Genomic DNA, 21,634 nt, shown 5'->3' on the forward strand with positions numbered 1-21,634 from the left:
TTTCTTTCTGTTAGGATGATTCTATGTAATCAATTTGATAAAAATTTGGAGATTGCACAAACCAGCATGACTTTTGTTCGTTTTTATAGTACATTTCTGGATGTAGAAAAGTTTTAAAGCAAGATCTATTACTAGAAACCTTCTAATTTTCAATTAACCATTCATGAAGAAATCTTTTTTTACACTGCTTACAGTTCTTCAGTCTGTTATGTTTACAGGACAGGGCATTGCCCAACAAGTAGAAGATCTGTATGTTCCACTGGAATTTCAGAGCGCCTATGCTAAGGGAACACGCAGTACAGATGGAAAGCCAGGACCCAACTACTGGCAAAACAAATCCGAATACGCCATTCAGGTAGAGCTTGTACCTGCAACACGCGAAATCAAAGGCAGCGAAACCATCACCTATTTTAATAACAGTAATGATACACTAAGTCAGGTAGTGATTCGATTGTATCCTAATCTATTTAAGAAAGGGGCTGCCAGAGGTGAAGATGTAGACCCAGGCGATGTTACAGATGGCGTTACTATCAGTTCATTGCAGGTTAATAACCGTTCAGTAGAAACTAAGCCTGGTCAAGGCAGAGGCGCTCAGGTACGATATAGCACAACCAATATGTTTGTGAGGTTGAGTCAACCTCTGTATCCTAAAACCAGTCTTAAACTAGCTATCAACTGGACATATACGATTCCTGCTAAAACACATATTCGGGAAGGCACATACGGTGACAACACATTTATGGTAGCTTATTGGTACCCACAAGTTGCTGTGTATGATGACATTGATGGCTGGGACCGTTTGGAATATAGAGGACAAACAGAGTTTTATAATGATTTCTCTACGTTTGATGTAACAGTAAAGGTTCCTCAGAATTTTGTAGTATGGGGTACTGGTGTATGGCAGAATCCGGAGGAATCATTGACTCAAACCTACTTAACCCGATATCTTAACTCCAAGAAATCGGATGAGATCACACACATTATCACGGCTGAAGATCTACAGAAAAAATCCATTACCCAAAATAAGGCTCAGATTCAGTACCACTTCAAGGCAGAAAATGTACCTGATTTTGTATTTGCAGCCAGTAACCGCTATCTATGGGATGCTACTAGTGCAATAGCGGAACCCAACAGACGGACTGCCATTAGTGCTGTATATGATCCTGCTTCTAAGGATTTTTATGAAATAGCTAAGTTCTCCAAGCAGTCTGTTGAGTATTTGTCTACAAAAATGCCGGGTGTACCTTACCCGTATCCAAACCTGACCATCTTTAATGGTTCAGGAGGTATGGAATTTCCGATGTTTGTTAACGATGCCTCTTATCCAATGGAAGAAGCAGCAGAGGTAGTGGCACATGAGATTGCCCATACGTACTTCCCATTTTATATGGGTATCAATGAACGTAAGTATGCCTGGATGGATGAAGGTTGGGCGCAGTTCTTACCGAATGGGATTCCCTTCCAGATTGGTACTAACACATTTTATCCACAACAATACAATGCATTGTATCTTTCCAGCGTCAATGGACGTGAGATGGAGATGCCAATGATGATGCCTAGTACTATTCTGGAAAATCAACTTTCGTATGGCTTTGCCTCCTATTTCCGACCAGCAGTAGCCTATGCTACACTACAGGATATTTTAGGGAAAGATAAATTTAAACAAGTGTTGAACGAGTATATGAGTCGATGGAACGGTAAGCACCCTTCTCCCTATGACTTTTTCTATACATTCAATAATGCAACCAAAGAAGATCTCACCTGGTTCTGGAAGCCTTGGTTCTTTGAAAGAGGATATAGCGATCTGAACATCAAGAAAGTGGAAACAGGCAAAACCACTAAAATCATCATTGGACGCAATGGCATACTACCTGTTCCGATCTCTTTGACTGTCACCTTTACGGATGGAACAACGGATACGCATCATGAGACAGCCCGTGTATGGCAAAGTGGGGTAAGAGAGTTTGCGATTACAAAAAAGTATACAAAGTCTATTCAGAAGATTGATCTGGGTAGTCCGGAAATACCAGACATAAACATCCAGAATAATACATATTCTGTGACTCAATAATAAACATAAGTCATCCCGAATTTTGGATGCGAGTAAAACCCAAGCCATGTTTTTGAACAATGTGGGCTTGGGTTAATTTTTGCAAAATCTCTCTTTCTGATTTGATTTATTGTCCCTTACATTATTCTGCCACAGGCTTCTTCATTTTTTGCTTTCTTGTATCTATCCTTGTTTATAGTCCAGAACATCACTCTCCTTATCGTTCTGTCACTTTTTTGCTTGCCCAAAAAAGTAACCAAAAAAGGGCAAAAAATTCCAAAGCTTCGCCGCTCAGGGCCAACGCTAGGCCCGCGGAATTTTTATCCCTACGCACCTACACCACCTTCCACGATTAAAGTCGTCTTTGCTCTCTGTGTGACATTTATTAGCCTTTCTCAATGACATCCTTTACCCAAAATTCGGGATGACTTATGGTTATAGTCTATCAGAATCAAACTTTTAACCAGCTTTTAAGGACTGATTTGTCTTCACTGATTCTGCCGATGATTCTATACTTAGATTTTTTTAAGATCGTAGCACTTCTGGCTTTTTCCCGAATTACACAAAATGGATAGGCTCCGCTAGCATGGACAAAATAGACACCCTTACCTTCATTCACAAGAAAGCCTGTATGGTTGTCCAGACCTACTATATATAAACCTTCTCCGGTTTTCTCAATCTGTGTGATAAATTCCTTCAGCGACTTATTGCGAAAACGCTTAATATGTTCTTCACTCATCAGGGCCTTAATCATTTGTTCAGAGGGCATCTGTGCCAGTGCACTTCGATTGATTTCTAACCCTGCATCACGCAATACAGTAGTAACGAAATATCCACAAGCAATAGACCCTCGTCCAGGAACCTGTGTAGTTCCATTAAAAGACCAAAATGTTCCATACCAATATGGAAATATGTGATTATCTATAGCTTTTACAAAGGCAGTTCTACTATTACTGCTATTCGATTGTTGAGCGAGTTTTTTTCTCTCTCTTCGAATAGCAGCTAGTTCCTTCTTGTATTTTTCAGGTGTATTCTGTAACCAATGTTTGCTTAAACGCCAGGGTGAATAAAAAGCAATCCAGCATAAGACAAAAAGATACAGGATCAGATATCCTGTATTCTTTATAATTGGAAACCATTTGCTGTTTGACATCCTTTAAGACCAACCCTCCCGATACTGACGCTTCACAAACTGGTTTGCCACATCAAAGTTAGTGATTTTCATATTGGCACCATCCCAAAGCAATTTTTTACGTCCTGGGAAATCAAAACCGCCCTGTTCTCTTGGTGTTCTGTATAAGAAAGATCGTACAGCCAGATTGCCCATCAACACCATTTCTGTCAATGGACCGGCTTCATTAAAGGCAGAACTGGTATAAGTGCCATAGCCTTTTTTGCATGCATTCACCCATTGCTGCTGATGTCCATTGGTATCCCCTTCTACCAATGGGCGTTTAGGATCAGGGAGTACATAGTTTGCAAATTTTTCAGATGGAAACAACTTTGGATTTTCTCCAAATATTTCGGCAGCGAGAATACCTTGGCTCCCAATAAAAAGAAGGCCTCCATCTACACGTGCAAACACTTTTTCATAATCACATCCTTCAGGAAGACGTGGACGAATACCTCCATCATACCATGATACACTTATTTCTTTGTGTGATCCTTTTCCTGTGTTTGGAAACTTTAAGTGAATAGCCGCGGAAGGTGGGCATACATCATCGAAGAAAGCCTCTTTGAAGAAATCGCTATAGATTTGTCCCACAGAACATTCTACAGATGTTGGATAACCCAACTTAAGTGCCCGGAAAGGCACATCCATAAAATGACATCCCATATCCCCTAGTGACCCGGTACCAAAATCCCAGTATCCTCTCCAGCGAAACGGCATATAGGCTTCATGGTATTCACGAAAAGGTGCAGTTCCCAGCCATAAATTCCAGTCAACCTCTGATGGTACAGGTTGCGTTTCGCCTTTGTCTTTTGGAGATTTTACCCCCTGTGGCCAAACAGGACGGTTAGTCCATACTTCCACTGTATGCACATCGCCGATAGCACCCGATTGAATAATAGACTCTGTAAGACGAGTGCCTTTACCACTACTCCCCTGGTTACCCATCTGGGTAACCACTTTGTATTTCTGAGCAGCCTCAGTCAGCTGACGAGCCTCCCAAATATCATGTGCCAATGGCTTCTCTACATATACATGTTTACCCAATTGCATAGCAGCCATAGCAACCGGATAATGCATATGATCTGGTGTTGAGATAATCACCGCATCAATGTGTTTTTTTTCTTTTGCCAGCATCTGGCGGAAGTCCTTATAATAAGGAGCTTTAGGGAATTTTTCCCGATACTTTTTAGCCTGGCGGTCATCTACATCACATAACGCAACAATATTGTCTGTTCCGTTATTGAATGCCTGCTGGATATTAAAGTCTGCCTTTCCTCCACAACCTACAGCTGCAATATTTAATTTATCAGAAGGCGCGACAAATCCTTTGCCCAGTACATGACGAGGCACGATAGAAAAGCCGGCCAGAGCCAGCGAACTTTGTTTGATAAATGTACGACGTGAACCAGGGGTATCTTTTTTCATAATAGAAGGAGGGTATATTCTCTGTGGTTTGAGGGAATGTTTTAACGATATAGTAACGATGAAAGCGTGCTGGTTACTTACCAAATATCAGCATGACAGGTAAAAAAACAAAAGTCTCTCACTAAATTTTCAGAAATTTTTTGTTTTAAGATCTGAGTAACATCTCCAGAGATACAATACGCCGACACTCCTTCTGGCATTTATTGCGGATAATTTCGTGTACTTGATGCCTAGAATTATTGTTTCAAGTTTGCGATCCAATAACCCAGGTAATATTTAAGGCAAAATTATCACATAACTTATATTTTAAACCCTCTGACAATCATAGCGTTATCTAAACGACACCATTCTTAAATAGCTAATTCTCCTTTTAATGTATTTTACAACCTATGTATCAGAACCTACTTATAACGTTATATGTCTGCATTAAATATCTTATCGTCTGACCAGATAGATGTGTTAATTTGTATAAATAAGGAGTGTTTACCACTCAAATTTCCTTAATCTGTAAAAAGCTATTTACAGATTAAAAAAGCTCTGTTCGATATTTGTCTAAAAAAATAGTACTTTGTGTGCTTCTCTTTTCTTAGAGTAGAAGAAACTTATAACCTTATTTTGAGTATGCTAAAATCAATGACCGGCTTTGGCCTGGCCAGAGCGGCCAATACAAACATTAGTGTCAGCGTAGAAATCCGCTCACTGAATTCTAAAACACTAGATGTAAACTTACGATTACCCAAAAACTTTTCAGATAAAGAACTTGAGATCCGAAATCTACTGAATCAGATACTGGAGCGAGGCAAATTGAATGTATCCATTGATATTCAAGTGATAGGTGAAGTAAAACCCCGGGTGACTGTAAATACTCCGCTGGTAAGAGCCTATTGTCAGCAACTAAGAGAGGCAGCAATAGCGGCAGCAGTTCCAGAGGATGATATCTTCAGATTGGCTATGCAGCTTCCAGATGCCTACATATACGATACAGCGCCAGATGAAAATGCAGCTAAGGATTGGGCACTGATCCAAGAAACATTTAAACAGGCAGCACTGGCATGTGACGAATTCCGGATTAAAGAAGGAAATGAACTATCAGGTAAGTTAACAGAGTATATTCATAAAATCAGTACGAATCTGAATGCGGTATCAACCCATGATCCGGAACGATTACAAAATATTCGCACCCGTATTCGTGAACGTATTGCAGAAGTGGTAAGTGATGAACATTTTGACCCAAACCGATTTGAGCAAGAACTGATCTATTATATTGAGAAACTGGATATCAGTGAAGAGAAAGTACGATTAAAACTTCACCTGGATCATTTTCTGGAAGTATTAGCCAAAGATGACACACCAGGGAAAAAATTAAATTTCATCAGTCAGGAAATAGGTCGCGAAATCAATACGATCGGGTCTAAAGCCAATGATGCAGTCATTCAGCGCTTTGTAGTAGAGATGAAAGATGAACTGGAAAAGATCAAAGAACAGTCCTTAAATATTTTGTAATAAAGTCTCAGTGGAGAATGTCTGACGTTCTACCAATACAGAGTGATAACTATTTTTTAAGTAACCTGTACAACAAGTTACACTGAACCACTGACCAAAATCGAAGATTCACGATTCAATCAGTTTTATTAAAGGGTTTCGAACTCTCAGCTATGAATTTCCGTAAAAATGCCAGGTTTTTTGTTTGGCTATTGGTGTCCTATGTCCTTACGATTCATTATTATGGGCAATCATCAGGTACTCCGGTTCTAGAATCAAATTCCATTCATTCGTCTTATCCGGAGTATCTGGTCAAGGATAATACAAACAATCTGAGCCAACAATCTACGTTTATTGCTTATCAAGAACAGCCTGACAAAGAAATAGCTCTCTCTGATACAATGAAGAGTGAGGACAAAACTGAATTACTAGGAGCAGAAGGAAAAAAACAAAAATTGCCCTGGAAATTAAAACATCTGAATGCAAAAACTACTGCAAATAGTGAGCTCTGGAAAGCTTTTCAGAATGATCAGGTACAATTACAACTGGATTATACATCTCAGGGAATTATTGTCAGGAGTACTACACCTCTACAATTGCTTGATGTTCTCAAAAATCGCAAAGATGGAATAGCCATAGAACTTGTCAATCCGAAATCGTATACATGTGGGAGCAAAGAATATTATACAACTTTGGGAAGACGTACAGGATCATCATCTACCAATGGGACTGTATTAAAGCCTATCTATAAAAAAGAGTTTTTGCGTGATCTTACTAAACAGAGACAGGAATTTGAACAGTTACAAGCAAGTAAAGCCCGTTTATCAGGTTCTGCAAAAAATAAGAAAACAATTGATACAACGACATGGCAACCAGAAGCTGTTTCTGTGTTGGCAGGAGCAATTTCTCAGAATGATTCCTCAAAAACTGTCACGGCCAATTTCCTGATGATACATAAGAAACGAATTGTAGGAGTAGTACACTATACAGATATATGTGGAGATTTGAGCCTAAGAGATTCTTTGCCCCTGACACCTCAACTGGTTACCACACCGTTGGATTTTTCTTCAGATGACAAATCTTTTTCATTTCAGATACCGTTTGCCCGAAATAGCATAAGCCCAGACCATGCATCTATGGAAGTAGTTCGGGATACATTAAAAAACTACCAGATAGACCGAATACTCATCTATGCATTTGCGTCTATTGAAGGAATTGGCAAAATGAATAAGCAGTTGTATCAATCAAGAGCAGATAGTATTGTGGGATACCTGAGAAAATATATAGATCATAAAACAACCATTACAGTACAAACGGGTGAAAACTGGGAGTTATTTTATCAGCAATTGGCACAGTCACCTAATCCGGAATGGAAAAGCTGGTCCAAGACACGAATCAAACAGGAATTACAGAAGCCTAGAGTATTAAAGGTCTGGGAAAAATACCTGGATGAACAACGCAGTGCATCTGTACGCCTCGAGACCCACTTGAATGTACGAGATACCCTGACATATGTACAAAAATACTACAAAGCAAAAACAGCAGCCCAAGCTGCCGCATTACAAAGTTTCTACTATCGTCAATGTAAAGCCGGGAAATTATCCCCAAATATGCTATTCTCTGTTCGCTATCCTGAGACAGAAGAATACAATTCACTATATCATAACCAAATGATGATGGATTATGAATGTAATCGTCAACATTGGACAGAAGAACAATGGATCAATCATTGGCATAATTTACAAACCATTCTGACAGAAAAAGATAGCCAGACAGAAATGCAATACTATGCGATGAACTTTATTTTATCTGAATGGGACTTTGTCAAAAGCCAGAATTATAAGGAGAAAGATATACTAAAGCTTATTCAACAGGTCACCAGCAGTGATAAATACAAATCTTTTGAGACAAAAGCGAAGTCTATATTCTATATCAATACCTTGCCTGGCTATTTGCAGGCTGGCAATTACAGAAAAGTAAAAGAAGGAGTCGATTTTCTCTTTACTTATTATACTAGTCAATCAGAAGTGGTAGCCAACCGGAATACATCTCTCCAACTGGCTAATTTCCTGATTGAAATGGAAGCGTTTAAACCAGCAATTCAGGTGTTGGACAATTATCTGAAAAAGACTGCTTTTGATGAAAACATCTACACTCAGTACCTTAAATTGGTATCTTTACATCCAGATTACCAACAAAAAAGAGCCTATACTAAACTTCTGATTGAAGCCTCACAAAAATTATCTCCGGCTAAGTGGTGTGATCTTTTTATGGGAGACTGTGGTATTAATTTCCAGGTATTTGATGATTATGAACTTAGAAATCTTCACTGTGAGAAATGTGCTGGTATTGGAAATGAGGCTAAACAAAAAACAAAATAACAATTAAGTTTGATCGTTCATTTGATTTATCCTAATTTACTGTGTCTTAACTATCTGTAGCTTTGAAAAAATCATGATACATACAATCAACCCAGCCGCTCTAAACCGATATGCTAATGCATATGCCAAACATACATGTGACACGTTCTTTTCGCAACAAGACAGTGTTTCCGGAAAAGATATGGTTTCCTTCACAGATATTCCACAAGTAAACTATCTGATTCTATTTAAACTATTTACCAATTGGAAACAGGAAGCAGGCCGTTTACAAAGTCCTTACTTTGATTATTCTCAGGATGAGGTAAAGTCAGCACTCGAAAATCTGATGAATACTCTCTCCCGGTTCATTATGGTAAAACAGGAGGCATTTGAACCGTTAGTAGCAGATGCGGTGTCTGCCACAATCGAATTACTTCTTTCACCCAGAAATCAGTTTGTGAGTATTTTGAAATACATTGACTTTGAACCACTCACAATACAGCGATTACAGGATCATACCCGTTACATACGAATTAACCGTACTGTATGGGAAAGTCTGATTGCCAAACTACAATCTACAGGTCTTGAAAGTTCGGATGTATTATCATTGGATAAGGCTATTGCAGTGTTGGAAGATATTCTGACTTCAGAGGAAATTACATTGGATGACCCCGAAGAATATATTGCTCAATTTTCGGCACTGGTCCCACTTGAGGTTTCCGAGCTTGAAAAAATAGAAGAAGAAAAGAAGCCAGAGCCAGAAAAGAAAGTCTCTACATCAGGTTCTTTCTTTGACACACTAGGAGATGACCTTCCCGTTAGCTCACAAGAAAAAGTAGTAAAGCCTTTACCTAAAATACAGCCAAAAACAGAACCATTACCAATTGAAAATAAATCTACAGAAACAAAGCCAATTGAAAACCAACCTATTGATTCTAAGCCTATCATAACTCCAGAACTACCGCCAGTTGCTCTTAATGTAATACATGAAGTAAAGGCAGAGGACGTAAAAGTTGATATTGAAGAATTTGCAAAAGCAGCAAACAAACCATTGGTTTCTGTCCTTTCCGTAAAGAAGAAAATGGAAGAAACTACACTCAATGACACACTGAACAAAGATCTGACTACACTTAATGAAAAATTACGTAAAGAAGATAGCACGTTTATCGAAAAAGCACAGAACCAGCCTATTACCAGCATTAAGGATGCATTAAATCTGAATCAGAAATACTATTTTATCAATAGTCTGTTTGGTGGAGATAATATTGCTTTTGCACAGGCAATTTATGAACTGGAACAAACCAAAGACATGGATACTGCGATGAAACTCCTTCAGGTAAAGTATGCCCATTCATTGGGATGGGATCTTCAAAGTGAAGAGTATATAGCCTTTATAGATGTCATTGAAAGAAAGTTCATCTCCTGATCAAACTATTTCACCTATATATTTAAAATCCCTTCTCAAAATCAATGGTTTAGAGAAGGGATTTTTTTATCTTCATCCTCTCAAGTTCTTTTTTCTGTGTAGTTCCATCAGCCTAGTACATAAAAATATACTATCGGCTTCATGAATTAATTCTATAAATGAGTAATAAAAGAGTAAAAATTGATAAATATTTAAAAAACTTCTACAAACTCTAGTAAATACATAGACTTAATCATATCTTGCATACTAATTCTAATTTACTTATACCCAGATCTGGATAATTATGCTTGTAGCGGAAGAAACTATAGCTGTTCAACCCACTAAAAAAACAAACAAACGTACGTTGTTTATCGTTGGTGGATCTGTGCTGGTATTACTTGGCATTGTAGCATTCTTGTATTTAAACTCTACTACCTGGGAGTTAATAAAACCTTATGCATCTCAACTCCTCACTAAAGATCTGCTTTTCTTTGCATTGGTTGGTTTCTTTGCCCAAATGATTGATGGTGCTTTGGGTATGGCTTACGGCATCAGTAGTACCTCTTTTTTACTTGGTCTTGGAGTTCCGCCTGCTCTGGCAAGTAGCAGTGTCCATGTATCAGAAGTATTTACCGCTGGAATTTCCGGTTTGTCTCATCTTAAAATGGGCAATGTAAATAAGCAGTTATTCAAACGTTTGGTACTACCGGGAGTGATTGGAGCTGTAACAGGGGCGTACATTCTTACCAGTATCGATGGCGCAATAATTAAACCATACATCGCTGTTTATCTTCTTGTAATGGGCATTATTGTTCTTCGGAAAGCTTTTCGCAAAAAAACAGAACCTCGTGATGAAAAAACATTGGCACCTCTAGCCCTATTCGGTGGATTTATGGATGCAGTGGGTGGTGGTGGCTGGGGACCTATTGTGGCATCAACCTTATTAAGTAAAGGACATCAGCCCCGTTATGCCATTGGATCTGTAAATCTTGCAGAATTTTTCATTGCATTGGCAGGAGCCATTACATTTGTCACATTGATTGGCGCGGGAAACTGGCAAATTATTGTGGGTCTGGTACTTGGTGGCAGTGTAGCAGCTCCTTTTGCGGCCTATCTGTGTCAGAAATTCTCTACACGTACATTAATGATTATGGTAGGTGTTCTGATTATTGGCTTAAGTATCCGGACACTTGTTATGACATTCTTCTGAAATAGTTAGTAGCAACATTGACAAGGGTCATAGTTAAAAAACTATGACCCTTATTTTTTTACCAATCTAGAAGCTACTAATAATCCTCTATTAGCCAGCTGTTTACTACAACATCTCTCCATATATACATCTTTCTTTTTCTTATTCTGGATGGGTGTTGCTATCTTTGAAGCCATTCTTATGCAGAGCTTATTTAAATTGTGAAATTTTAACTTTATCTTTCTTATATGCCGGTTTGGTATCAAGCAACAATCCGTTATCAACAACCTGATGACAAGGGAATAAATAAGACTATCACAGAAGTTCATCTGGTGGATGCAGTTTCTTATACAGATGCAGAATCTCGTATTTATGATTCTGTAGCCAGCAATCTAGCTGAATTCTTCCTATCCAAGCTTTCACGTATGCGATTAAGTGAAGTGTTTTTTGTAGAGGATGGTGCTGAAACGTGGTATAAACTAAAAGTACAATATATCACTTTTGATGAGAAAACACAGAAAGAGAAGAAAGTACCTTATAACATGCTTATCAATGCTCCTGACCCACGTGAGGCCTACGATTTATTAAAGGAACGGCTGGGTAAAATACAGGATTATATAATCACAGACGTAAATATTACCAATATACTGGAGGTAATTCCTTATGAAAAAGAGAGTGAAGATCCGTTAAAAGGAGGTAATTTCCGTCCACTTTCAGAGGTGAAAGCAGAAAAAACAGAGCAGGGAGGGTAAACCCTTCTTACTCGGAACGAAATAGCCTTTGATATCAAAGGCTATTTCGTTTTATATACGTTCCAACCATCTAATAATCAAAGCGTTACTATAACAAACCTCTATTCATTGGCTGATTCTGACAGTTAAGAAAGCTTTTATAACGTTATACCCTATTTCCTCTTGAAAGAAGGATCAGAAAGTGAGTGTTTTGTCTGGATAAACAATATTTTACAAACACTACACTATGAAAACACTTCACATTTTCCGCTCTATTCTGGCATGCTTAATGATTGGGTTAGCCTTATTTAGTTCCTGTAAAAAACATGATCCTGATCCTGAAGTTGATCGGGAGAAGTTTTTAGGCACATATGATCTTACAGAAACCTGTAGTGGAAGTCCTGATACATATGAAATTACAGTTTCTGCAGGAGCGGATGAAAATGAAATTGAAATTAAGAACTTTTATTCTCCCGGTATTGATGTAAAAGCGACTATATCGGGAAATAAAGTTACGATCCCCTCTCAGAATTTTACTGGTCAATTTGAGGGAGAACCTATTACAGTAACATTCACAGGTAGCGGTACCCTTAGTGGTGATAAACTAACAATCGAGTATAGTGTTGCTATACCAGATTTAGGTAGTGATGAATGTACAGCAGTTGCCATCAAGCAATAAAATATAACTGATCGTTTATCTTTTATCCGTCTAACATCTTATGTTAGATGGATTTTTTATTTTAACACCCTTTTATATTTCTATACAACAAGCTATATGTGAACTACAAATTAGTCATATATAGCTTGTTATTATTTTTTTTCAGTTTACCTGTAACAAACTATCTGATTTTGTATCATACACTATGAAAGGCAATATCAATGGACTTACTAAACTTCAAACAGAGCGTTCTTCCCAGTAAAAACAAACTCTTCCGCTTCGCCAAACGATTCATGGGCAGTTCGGCAGATGCGGAAGATATTGTTCAGGATGTTTTCATGCGACTATGGGACATCCGCGAACGTCTGGACACATACAACAGTGTGGAAGCACTAGCGATGCAGATCACTAAAAATATGTGTCTGGGAAAGCTACGATCCAAGAAGAATTACTTCTCGTCTATTGAGGACCACGGTGATCATGTAGTTACCATGCCTTCTACCCTATTGCCTGACAAGAAATTTGAGCTTCAGGATACAAAAAAGCTGATTGAAAAAATCATTGAACAATTGCCAGCAACACAACGCATTGTACTACAACTGAGAGATATTGAAGAATATGAACTTAGTGAAATTGCAGAAATTATTCAGCGCGATGAAGCTTATGTACGTGTAAACTTATGTCGCGCCCGAAAAAAACTTCGAGAAACCTTAATACAATTGAATATACATGGAAGTTATTGAAGCACTACTGGAGAAATACTGGGAAGGTGAAACTACTATCGCCGAAGAACGCAGGTTAAAAGAGTATTTCACAAAGACAAAAGATATTCCTGCACATTTGGTTATATACAAAGATCAATTTGGCTTGTTTTCTGAATGGAAAAAGGAAGAGGAACTAAGCGAAGATTTTGATGCTCAATTATCTCGCAAAATACAAACTGAAGCACGTGTTCTCGCTCTTAAACCACGAATGGCCTATTGGCAATGGGCAGCAGGTATTGCAGCCGGAGTGGCTTTGTTTGTGATTGGATTCTACAGCGGCAACCAAAATCCATCTGGTCAGCCTCAACTTTCAGATTTACAGAATGAGATGAAGAAACTTCGGGAAACAGTTGTAGTATCACAACTTAAGCAAACATCCGCCAGTGAACGCATCAAGGGAGTGAACTATGTGTATGACATGAAAGAAAAAAGTCCGGAAGTAATTGATGCTCTAATTGAAACACTTAATACAGATGAAAATTCCAATGTCCGTCTGGCAGCAGCCAATGCTTTATTTACATTCAAAGATATTTCCAAAGCACGAACTGCACTGATTGAATCTATCAAAAAGCAGGAAGATCCTTCCGTAAAGATTGCTCTGATCAACATCATGATTGCCATGAAAGATAAAAAAGCAAAACCGGCAATTGAAGATTTTCTGAAAAAGGAACCTATTCCACAAAATATTAAGGAGAGTATACGAAAAGAACTTCAGTCTATTTAGAAAATAAGTTCTTAAAAGTAACCCTGTATTTTTCATGCAGGCCAGTAGACTATTACCCAATCACCACTTATTTATTATTATCAAAATGACTCTATTAACTATTACATTATCGACTAAACAAGATCAAACAACTATGAAAAAGTTTATTATTATCCTTACTCTCCTTGTATCTCCGATCCTTAGTTATGCACAGGATTTTAAATTTGAGGTGAAGTCAGCCAATAAAGTCAAAATTGGCACTATCCATGGCCATATTACAGTCGAAGGACATACAGGAAAAGACATTATTGTGACAGGAAACAAGTGTATGACAAATGAAGAAGGAACAGAAGGACTCAAACTTATTTCCGGAGATGGAGTCAGCGATAATACCAATGGATATTGCCTCAATATACAGGAAAGTAATGGCACTATAGTGGTTAGAGGCGTTTCCAATAAAAATCATAACGTAAAAATTCTGATTCCTGAAAAGATGAATATAATCATACAGTCATCCGGATGGTCTGCAAAAGACATTACAATCAATAACTTTAAATCTGAGTTGGAAATCAAAAGCGAGTATGCCTCTGTGGCAATGGCTAATGTAACTGGGCCTGTTGTGTTAAATGCCACATATGGTAAAGTCAAAGCTGTTTTTGATAAGATTAATCAGGATAGACCAATATCTATTGTAGCTACTTACAATAACCTGGATGTAACTCTCCCTTCGGATACCAAAGCCAATTTGCGTCTGGAATCAAGTTATGGAGATATTTATACAGACTTTGATGTAAAATCATCCTCTCCCTCCTCATCAGAAGACGATCTGGAAAAGATCAGCAGCCATACAGTTACAGGTTCAATCAATGGTGGTGGCGTAGAAGTACATCTGGAGTCTCCTTACAAGAATGTATTTCTGCGAAAAAAGAAATAACAGATTATCACCATACAGGAAGATATCCTTATCACTTATATAATCCATACAACCAGATAGGTAAGTTAAAAAGTTTATCTGTCTGGTTGCATACATACTACTCATCTATGAAAACAATCTTCTACCTGTTATCTCTTATGTGTACACTTCCTCTGGTAGCTCAGAAGAAAGTAGAAAAAATGTTTCCGTACACAAATGGGAAAGAAATATATCTGAACCTCAAATATGCCTCAGATATTCATATAAAAACCTGGGATAAAAACGAAATCGGCATCGCAGCATCTGTTAATATAAACAACAATGCGAATAATGACAATTTCGTATTAGAGTCCTCTACTACAAAAGATTCTCAGATTGAGATAAAAGGAAATATTAAAGATCTGAAACTAATTTCTACAGTCCCTACAAACGTACAAAGTGATAGTAGAGGAAATTATTATGGAGACAATAGATTCTGGGATGATGAAAATAAAGTCTACATATCTTCAGGACCACAGGTATTTATTATAATCGATTATGATATCTATATTCCTGAACAAGCAGCTTTATTGGTTAAAACAATCAGTGGAAATGTATTGGTAGACTATCTGAAAGGAAAATACCGACTGGAAACTATCAGTGGAAAAATAGATTTGAAGACCGCAGCAACTACAAAATGTGATTTTAGTCTTCACACCATTACAGGTGATGTATACACAAATCTTGCACTGGAGTCTCCTCAAGCAAAAAATGGAGAACTCAGCCGTGTAGGAGGTCAGTATGACCGGGATCTGAAGTTAAACAATGGTGGAGAAAAGCTTGTGTTAAAAACAATCAGTGGAAATATTTATCTCCGAAAGAAATAAAACCCAACCATTTATTCATAAAAAAGCCTCTTACTCTGAAAGAAGAGGCTTTTTGTTATTCTATTGAGCTGTGTATGTTATTGTTAAGCTCTTTGTGTCGCCATCGTCGGTATTGTTAGGTAGTTTAGAAGGCTCCAGAGTAATTTGCTCACCAGAAGTCAGATTTTTTACTGGTTTTTCCCAACTAACAGCTACCTTGAGAGTCTCAGCATTCTTTCCTTTTAACATTTCTACCACCAGTTTGTCGTCTTCATGTATATAGAAGGCATCTGTGTATAAATTCTCTATCAGCTTGCCAGCAGGAATTAACTTTGACTCATACAGAATTTTATCCTTGGACCGAATACGCCATGCAATATCACCTGTATTTGCTTCTTTTAACTTGATATTGGCAATTCCTACTGATACAAATCGCAATTTACTACGATCAATCTGATACTGAATGGATGCGATACTCTCACCTGCAGTTACTTTGTTAGTACCATCTGTAATATTCAAAGAGACACGAAAAGGCAATGGCTTTTCTTCCACTTTATTTAACGAAGTATATGGTAAAAAGACCTTAACTGCACTTTGTGGTTTACTGATCTGATACGTTACAGCAGTTTTTGAGGTAGGATTGATCCGTTTTACATCTTCATTCAATACAGTAATTTTCCGAAACAATTCTGTCACTTTATTTTCCTTACCTCCATCCATGATTTCCAAAGATTTTTGTTCTTTGGTATCAAAATAGATTTTGGGAAGCGTATAGGGAAGTGAAAGAGTAACACCATTTACTCCTGCTACTAATGTATCTTTCAGTTTTAATAAAGTAGGCAATACTGCTTCTCTAACGGTTTGTATAGTCAGATCCGTTTTTGCCTCTTTACGGGCAATCACATAGGGGTTGTTAGCCAGGTGAATTTGCAATGAAAATTGCTTGGAAGGCTGCTGACGTACGTTAGGATCTTGCAATAAGATCTGATAGGCAGGATAAAACACCTCCATCTTTCCACTTGTAGCAGATTTGCTCAAGGTAAGCAATCCAGTTGAATCGAGCTTTGCCTGTCCACTAATCACTTTGCCATTATGAATATTTACAATCTCTTCTGTATTTCTGGGTTGATATGTTAACCAAGCAGTTAATGGAGGCAGGCTACTTCCCACAGTTGCTTTATAGTCAAATGTTATACTGGTACCTGTTACTCCTTCATGAGTGGAAAAAGGATTGACTTTAAAAGCAGATAGTTGTACAGCAGGAATTTTGTATTTTTCAATTCTTAATACTATTTCTACCCCATTGTTTTTCAGAGAGGTAGTCTTAACAGCTTTAGTATCAAAAGTCCATTCTCCGGTTATTCCAGCTACATTATCAAAGGAGGGAAGCGGTTTGCCATCTTTGGTACGCAATACACGCGTTTTATTTAATCGGATCAGGCCAGTCTCAATACTTTTCTGAAGTTTTAACCGAATAACGTCCCCTTCACAGTAAGTAAACTGCAATTCGTCTTTTAGATCCACATTAGCAAAGGCGGTAATATCTTTTGCTTCCTTTTTAGACCCTGGCAGTGCAAAGATGTCTTGTTCCAACTGCCCAACCTCGTAACGCTTTCCTGCTTTATCTATTACAGCAATTTGCTGAGGCTGTAATGTAACTGCATAGGTAGCAGGCTTGGTAATAGCCACCTTCTGAGTATGAATATTTTCAAAACGACCCGCTTTTTCATTGTAAGCATTCAATGCGAAGGTTACATTGTTTGCTCCTTCAGGCAATGCCGTACTCGTAAATGGGATAAATAACTCAATTCCGGTATTCCGCAATCCCTGTGCTTTGTTTTGAGGCATTAACACGATTTCATCTGCAAAGTGAACACCGACATAGTTACTGGATTTCTTATAACCCGGAAAATCATACGCCTGATACACTGGCTCATTACTGGCATCACGGATACCTGCATAGAATGTCATTCGCACTTTGCCCTGCTTGTCTTTCATACCATTATACTCAGCATCTGAAATCAGAAACTCACAACTAAATAATACTGCAATACCTCGTATCCCTTCTTTGGTAGCATTGGGATTGACATCAATTTTATAGACGTTAAACTTCTTATTGGCAGGGTTAACTACCTGAGCCATTGAAAAAAGACAGGAGAAGAAGGCAACACTATAGAATAAAACTATTTTTTGCATGTTTTTAGGATTGATTAAAAAACTCTTTTAGAGGTTATCTCAAATTATTATTAAAGGCTGCTCTTTTCACGTATTTAATAATGATCTTCCCATCGTTGGTGTTATCACCAACGAGTTGTTTCCCATCATGTAGGTTGGTGAGAACACCAACCTGGGGCGTGAAATTGAGGCTCGCTACAAAATCTGATTGCTTAGCTTCTTTAATAATAATTTAGACATCCTCTTACTTTTATAAAGCGTACATTATTCTCGTCTTGGTTCTTTTATAAGAATGCAGCATAGATAACAGATAAAATAGTATCTTTTTTAAACGACAATTACTTTCATGTATTGCCTTGAGTTCAGGAAATCCTCACTGTTGTGGCCTTACAACTATAATTCCACTCTGTCCAGAATTTTTCAAAATATACTGTCCTATTGGTACTGAACTTACAGCTACTTTCTTCTGGTCTGATGAAGCATGAAGCAAATAAGCATGATTCCCTTTGCGAATGGCCAATCCTACATGTACTACATCCAAACCTTTGATATTGGTAGTAAAGGCAATGATATCTCCATCCTGCAATTGAGATTCGATCTTCCCAACTGTTGCTTTAGGAATATAATAACGCTTTTGTGTATTCAGATTTCTTTCTACGACTTGAAGGGCTGCCAGGTTTTGTTTGTCGGTTAATTGTACATAAGCTTGTGGATGAGTTGTCATAAAATCAATATTCTTCTCATAGGGAACACCACCCAGTTTTTGTGTAATGTCCTCCATTTCTCCTCTACTCTGTTTTTCTGATAACCATTCTGTGAGATAGTGTAAGCGGGTTGTATACTTTCCAGCTTCTCCACCACGATACCGGATTGTTGTTAATGTCTGGCAATAGGCTGTAAAATCCTGGTTCTCCATTTGTATAAGCTTTGCCAATGTCAGCGTCGTTTCGAGAAAAGTTGTACAATCAAAGCCTCGCAGATTCACAACCAACTGTTCTTCTTTACCCGTTTCCAGTGTCTTCGCAACATAGGGTTTACCTATCAGCATTTTTCCAATGGCGATCATACGTACTGGAAAAACCTTAGTAATCAGGGAGTCCCGATAAGAAACAATTTCTGTTATAGTTTTTTGATCAGCCTCTTGTACAATAACTGTAGTTTGTGCGTTTAATGATAAAGAGACAAAAGAAAAAGCCAGGAGTGTATAGACGCAAATAATCTTTAGCATAAAATGTATCGTTGATCGACTCTCTAAAAGTAGTATTTCTAGTAGAATGTTCTATAAACTGCAACCATTTCTATATTTAATGTGTCTTATTCCTGTAAATAATCCCCAAGTTGTATGAGAAAATGGCATGTAGAATGGCTCCTTGTCCTTCCTCTCTTTGGTGCCTGTGAAAAAGACCAGAATACATCTGTTCAGTTTTATAATGAACAGGCAAATATCGTGATTCGTAATGGTACAAACTATACAGAATGTATGGGATATTGCACAGGAGAACTATCTGTTGGACAATCGATTTCCTCTTTGCAGCGTATCAGTAACAACGGACAAAAGATTATTATGCATACATGGAAAACAGATCCTGTGATCTGGAATCAGTTATTAAACAAGATTGATACACAACAATTAGCGTTACTGTCTCATCATATTCCCTGCACAGATTGTAAGGTTGGTGGCACCGAATGGCTACAGATACAACTTAACAATAAGGTGTATACAATTAATTTTACACAGTCTGATAGTCTTCCTGCCCTCTCACCTCTACTTACAGAACTACATCAGCTATATATGCAGAAAAAGCAGTAGCTCAACACTTACTATTAATCCTTTTCCCATTTACGGGTTATTCTTCCGGATTGCTGATGAATTACATATTTCCTTTCAGCGGCTAGCTTTAGAATACGTTTTCGAAGCAATTTAGGATAAAAGTAGCGAGTGACCATTCCATATCTTCCTCGATTGGAGACTAGTTTTAACTGACTTAGGATATCATAGGTAGCAGCAGCACAGCGCATTCCAACAAAGGCATAATCATAGGGAGGAGTGTTTTGATAAGCTTTATGGATAGAATCTATCCTTTGGTATTGTACCCAGGTTAAAGGAATGGTAACAGTTATATATTTCATTCCAACAGAATCACCCATCCATTCTGGCATTCCCTGTGAGAAAAAATGGCTATGAAAGTTTTTTTCTATTCCCAAATACATGAAATTTTCCCTTAGGACCAAATCCGGTTACCACACTATCTGTTTCTATACTTACATGGCCGCCATGCATCCCTCCAAACCATTTCTTTTCCAGAAACTTAAATTCCTTTTTGGGTTTTGATCCATACAAAAAATGGACTTTGATAAATTTTATGGTATCCCTTTCAGCTGCATCTATATCTGTACCCGCATATACAGACACTGGCATGCATACTAACCATAGCAACCAAAGCATCTGTTGCATCATGTATTATCTTATAGATAGATTGAGAGATTAATCAAACCGGATTGCTTTTACAGGGTTAATCCGGGTAATGACAAGGGTTGGGATAACTAATATACCTAGCACCAATATCAGTACTACAGCATTCAGTAAAAGAATCAAAGGAAAATCCCACTGAATGGGTACAGTGCTCATATAGTATGTTTCCGGGTCTAAAGGTATGATTTTGAAAAAATATTGAAGGGCACAAAAGCCTATTCCTATCAGATTGCCCCATAGCATTCCCATACCGATAAGCCGCAATCCTCCCCATAAAAAAATCTCCTGAATTTTCAGGTTACGAGCTCCAACAGCTTTCAATAAACCGATCATTTGAGTACGCTCCATAATCAGAATAAGTAAAATTGCTACCATGTTAAAGCATGCTACAAATAAAATTAGGGCAAGGAAAATGGTAACATTTCGGTTTAGCAAAAGCAGCCACTCAAAAATCTGATTGTATTTATCAGTGATTTTGACCAGATTCATGGAGTACTCCATCTTGTCAAATACTTTCTTGGTACCAGTTTCCATATCAGTAAAGTCCTTCAGAAATATCTCATAGGTACTTACCTGGTCACGGCTCCAATCATTGATACGACGTAGAAGATTTATATCACAGAACACCGTATTATCATCAAACTCCTCCATTCCTGTCTCATAAATACCACTTACCCGGAGTTTACGCACTCGTGGAGGATTTTGCATAAAATACACTAATACTTCATCATTTATCTTCAGTTTAAGCTGACGGGCCAACTTATTGCTGAGTACAATATCACGTGAGAAACTGGTATCTTTCCATTGAATGAAGCTGCCCTGACGCAGGTTGGGAGCAAACATAGGCAGATCAAAATCAGACCCTACTCCTTTCATTACTACCCCCTGTACCTCAGTATCTGTCTTTATAAGTGCCGCTTTTTGAGTAACACCTTGTATGTGAGCTACCTCTGGAATATTCTTATAATTTTTGTACAAATCTGTATTGATTGTGATTGGCGGCTCTTCGTAGGATCGGTTCATTGAAAACTCAGATACCTGTAAATGTCCGCCAAAGCTGAAAATCTTCTGATAGATTTCCCGCTTAAAACCTCCCAGAATAGCAAAAGAAATAATCATTACGGCTAATCCCAGTGCTACACTGGCTACTCCAATTTTTGCTACGGTAGCAGAAAAGGATTGTCCTTCTGTATGTCTGATCCTGGCAGAAATAAAGGCCGCAATATTCATAATAGTAATAGTTTATACTTTTTCACATGATTCCAGACAGTACCTGCCAAAATCATG

The 21,634-nt window shown here is 38.0% G+C and carries 19 protein-coding genes; 12 read left to right on the forward strand and 7 right to left on the reverse strand.

Annotation, left to right across the window (positions count from 1 at the left end):
* Positions 1–163: 163 nt before the first annotated feature.
* On the forward strand, positions 164–2,071 hold the full coding sequence (locus tag QNI15_RS11635) for a M1 family metallopeptidase (protein ID WP_314031882.1): 1,908 nt from the start codon (positions 164–166) through the stop codon (positions 2,069–2,071).
* 430 nt (positions 2,072–2,501) lie between these two features.
* Here the strand turns inward: QNI15_RS11635 and QNI15_RS11640 are convergent, their stop codons facing one another.
* Both QNI15_RS11640 and QNI15_RS11645 read right to left on the reverse strand, forming a co-directional pair.
* Positions 2,502–3,203: a hypothetical protein gene (locus tag QNI15_RS11640; RefSeq protein WP_313995577.1), complete on the reverse strand. Its 702-nt coding sequence runs from the start codon at positions 3,201–3,203 to the stop codon at positions 2,502–2,504.
* Positions 3,204–3,206: 3 nt separating this feature from the next.
* Positions 3,207–4,649: a Gfo/Idh/MocA family protein gene (locus QNI15_RS11645; RefSeq protein ID WP_314031884.1), complete on the reverse strand. Its 1,443-nt coding sequence runs from the start codon at positions 4,647–4,649 to the stop codon at positions 3,207–3,209.
* Positions 4,650–5,270: 621 nt separating this feature from the next.
* Between QNI15_RS11645 and QNI15_RS11650 the strand changes: the two genes are divergently transcribed.
* From QNI15_RS11650 to QNI15_RS11695, 10 genes are all read left to right on the forward strand, one after another.
* On the forward strand, positions 5,271–6,152 hold the full coding sequence (locus tag QNI15_RS11650; RefSeq protein WP_313995581.1) for a YicC/YloC family endoribonuclease: 882 nt from the start codon (positions 5,271–5,273) through the stop codon (positions 6,150–6,152).
* Positions 6,153–6,304: 152 nt separating this feature from the next.
* The gene (locus tag QNI15_RS11655) at positions 6,305–8,512 is read left to right on the forward strand and encodes a hypothetical protein (protein WP_314031886.1); all 2,208 of its coding nucleotides are present in this window, start codon (positions 6,305–6,307) and stop codon (positions 8,510–8,512) included.
* Between the two features lie 73 nt (positions 8,513–8,585).
* Positions 8,586–9,917, forward strand: coding sequence for a hypothetical protein (locus QNI15_RS11660; protein ID WP_314031887.1), 1,332 nt, complete (start codon positions 8,586–8,588; stop codon positions 9,915–9,917).
* A gap of 283 nt (positions 9,918–10,200) precedes the next feature.
* Positions 10,201–11,106 carry a sulfite exporter TauE/SafE family protein gene (locus tag QNI15_RS11665; protein ID WP_313995587.1) on the forward strand — a complete coding sequence of 302 codons (906 nt, stop codon included), beginning with the start codon at positions 10,201–10,203 and terminating at the stop codon, positions 11,104–11,106.
* A gap of 227 nt (positions 11,107–11,333) precedes the next feature.
* Entirely contained in the window at positions 11,334–11,837 is a 504-nt protein-coding gene (locus tag QNI15_RS11670; RefSeq protein ID WP_313995589.1) for a DUF4494 domain-containing protein, read from the forward strand.
* 226 nt (positions 11,838–12,063) lie between these two features.
* Positions 12,064–12,495, forward strand: coding sequence for a hypothetical protein (locus QNI15_RS11675; protein WP_314031889.1), 432 nt, complete (start codon positions 12,064–12,066; stop codon positions 12,493–12,495).
* Between the two features lie 200 nt (positions 12,496–12,695).
* Positions 12,696–13,217 (forward strand): RNA polymerase sigma factor, encoded by a 522-nt coding sequence (locus QNI15_RS11680; RefSeq protein ID WP_313977348.1) that lies wholly within the window; start codon positions 12,696–12,698, stop codon positions 13,215–13,217.
* Complete coding sequence (locus QNI15_RS11685; RefSeq protein ID WP_313995590.1) at positions 13,204–13,962, forward strand: HEAT repeat domain-containing protein; 759 nt, start codon at positions 13,204–13,206, stop codon at positions 13,960–13,962. The genes QNI15_RS11680 and QNI15_RS11685 overlap by 14 nt, the downstream gene beginning before the upstream one ends.
* 133 nt (positions 13,963–14,095) lie before the next feature.
* Entirely contained in the window at positions 14,096–14,875 is a 780-nt protein-coding gene (locus QNI15_RS11690) for a DUF4097 family beta strand repeat-containing protein (protein WP_314031891.1), read from the forward strand.
* Between the two features lie 107 nt (positions 14,876–14,982).
* Positions 14,983–15,720: a hypothetical protein gene (locus QNI15_RS11695; protein ID WP_314031893.1), complete on the forward strand. Its 738-nt coding sequence runs from the start codon at positions 14,983–14,985 to the stop codon at positions 15,718–15,720.
* Positions 15,721–15,780: 60 nt separating this feature from the next.
* Here the strand turns inward: QNI15_RS11695 and QNI15_RS11700 are convergent, their stop codons facing one another.
* Entirely contained in the window at positions 15,781–17,895 is a 2,115-nt protein-coding gene (locus QNI15_RS11700) for a hypothetical protein (RefSeq protein WP_314031894.1), read from the reverse strand.
* Positions 17,896–18,247: 352 nt separating this feature from the next.
* On the reverse strand, positions 18,248–19,102 hold the full coding sequence (locus QNI15_RS11705; protein WP_313995599.1) for an N-acetylmuramoyl-L-alanine amidase-like domain-containing protein: 855 nt from the start codon (positions 19,100–19,102) through the stop codon (positions 18,248–18,250).
* Positions 19,103–19,216: 114 nt separating this feature from the next.
* Here QNI15_RS11705 and QNI15_RS11710 point away from each other — a divergent pair, with 114 nt between their 5' ends.
* A complete protein-coding gene (locus QNI15_RS11710; RefSeq protein WP_313995600.1) occupies positions 19,217–19,684 on the forward strand; it encodes a hypothetical protein in 468 nt (155 codons plus the stop codon).
* Positions 19,685–19,698: 14 nt separating this feature from the next.
* Here the strand turns inward: QNI15_RS11710 and QNI15_RS11715 are convergent, their stop codons facing one another.
* The 3 genes from QNI15_RS11715 to QNI15_RS11725 are packed head-to-tail and all read right to left on the reverse strand — an operon-like array spanning position 19,699 to position 21,577.
* The gene (locus QNI15_RS11715) at positions 19,699–20,079 is read right to left on the reverse strand and encodes a hypothetical protein (protein ID WP_314031895.1); all 381 of its coding nucleotides are present in this window, start codon (positions 20,077–20,079) and stop codon (positions 19,699–19,701) included.
* Positions 20,054–20,332, reverse strand: a complete 279-nt coding sequence (locus QNI15_RS11720) for a hypothetical protein (RefSeq protein ID WP_313995603.1) — start codon at positions 20,330–20,332, stop codon at positions 20,054–20,056. Before QNI15_RS11720 ends, QNI15_RS11715 begins: the two co-directional genes overlap by 26 nt.
* 27 nt (positions 20,333–20,359) lie before the next feature.
* Entirely contained in the window at positions 20,360–21,577 is a 1,218-nt protein-coding gene (locus QNI15_RS11725; protein ID WP_313977364.1) for an ABC transporter permease, read from the reverse strand.
* Positions 21,578–21,634 lie beyond the last annotated feature (57 nt).

This window comes from Xanthocytophaga flava (assembly GCF_030068545.1).
GTDB lineage: Bacteria > Bacteroidota > Bacteroidia > Cytophagales > 172606-1 > Xanthocytophaga > Xanthocytophaga flava.

What these genes read in the sequence shown, in the direction of transcription:
- QNI15_RS11685 (WP_313995590.1), top strand. Translation starts at nt 13,204, where the DNA reads ATGGAAGTTATTGAAGCACTACTGGAGAAATACTGGGAAGGTGAAACT.
- QNI15_RS11675 (WP_314031889.1), top strand. Translation starts at nt 12,064, where the DNA reads ATGAAAACACTTCACATTTTCCGCTCTATTCTGGCATGCTTAATGATT.
- QNI15_RS11705 (WP_313995599.1), bottom strand. Translation starts at nt 19,102, where the DNA reads ATGCTAAAGATTATTTGCGTCTATACACTCCTGGCTTTTTCTTTTGTC.
- QNI15_RS11670 (WP_313995589.1), top strand. Translation starts at nt 11,334, where the DNA reads ATGCCGGTTTGGTATCAAGCAACAATCCGTTATCAACAACCTGATGAC.
- QNI15_RS11655 (WP_314031886.1), top strand. Translation starts at nt 6,305, where the DNA reads ATGAATTTCCGTAAAAATGCCAGGTTTTTTGTTTGGCTATTGGTGTCC.
- QNI15_RS11700 (WP_314031894.1), bottom strand. Translation starts at nt 17,895, where the DNA reads ATGCAAAAAATAGTTTTATTCTATAGTGTTGCCTTCTTCTCCTGTCTT.
- QNI15_RS11690 (WP_314031891.1), top strand. Translation starts at nt 14,096, where the DNA reads ATGAAAAAGTTTATTATTATCCTTACTCTCCTTGTATCTCCGATCCTT.
- QNI15_RS11695 (WP_314031893.1), top strand. Translation starts at nt 14,983, where the DNA reads ATGAAAACAATCTTCTACCTGTTATCTCTTATGTGTACACTTCCTCTG.
- QNI15_RS11650 (WP_313995581.1), top strand. Translation starts at nt 5,271, where the DNA reads ATGCTAAAATCAATGACCGGCTTTGGCCTGGCCAGAGCGGCCAATACA.
- QNI15_RS11710 (WP_313995600.1), top strand. Translation starts at nt 19,217, where the DNA reads ATGAGAAAATGGCATGTAGAATGGCTCCTTGTCCTTCCTCTCTTTGGT.
- QNI15_RS11665 (WP_313995587.1), top strand. Translation starts at nt 10,201, where the DNA reads ATGCTTGTAGCGGAAGAAACTATAGCTGTTCAACCCACTAAAAAAACA.
- QNI15_RS11635 (WP_314031882.1), top strand. Translation starts at nt 164, where the DNA reads ATGAAGAAATCTTTTTTTACACTGCTTACAGTTCTTCAGTCTGTTATG.
- QNI15_RS11725 (WP_313977364.1), bottom strand. Translation starts at nt 21,577, where the DNA reads ATGAATATTGCGGCCTTTATTTCTGCCAGGATCAGACATACAGAAGGA.
- QNI15_RS11660 (WP_314031887.1), top strand. Translation starts at nt 8,586, where the DNA reads ATGATACATACAATCAACCCAGCCGCTCTAAACCGATATGCTAATGCA.
- QNI15_RS11640 (WP_313995577.1), bottom strand. Translation starts at nt 3,203, where the DNA reads ATGTCAAACAGCAAATGGTTTCCAATTATAAAGAATACAGGATATCTG.
- QNI15_RS11720 (WP_313995603.1), bottom strand. Translation starts at nt 20,332, where the DNA reads ATGATGCAACAGATGCTTTGGTTGCTATGGTTAGTATGCATGCCAGTG.
- QNI15_RS11645 (WP_314031884.1), bottom strand. Translation starts at nt 4,649, where the DNA reads ATGAAAAAAGATACCCCTGGTTCACGTCGTACATTTATCAAACAAAGT.
- QNI15_RS11680 (WP_313977348.1), top strand. Translation starts at nt 12,696, where the DNA reads ATGGACTTACTAAACTTCAAACAGAGCGTTCTTCCCAGTAAAAACAAA.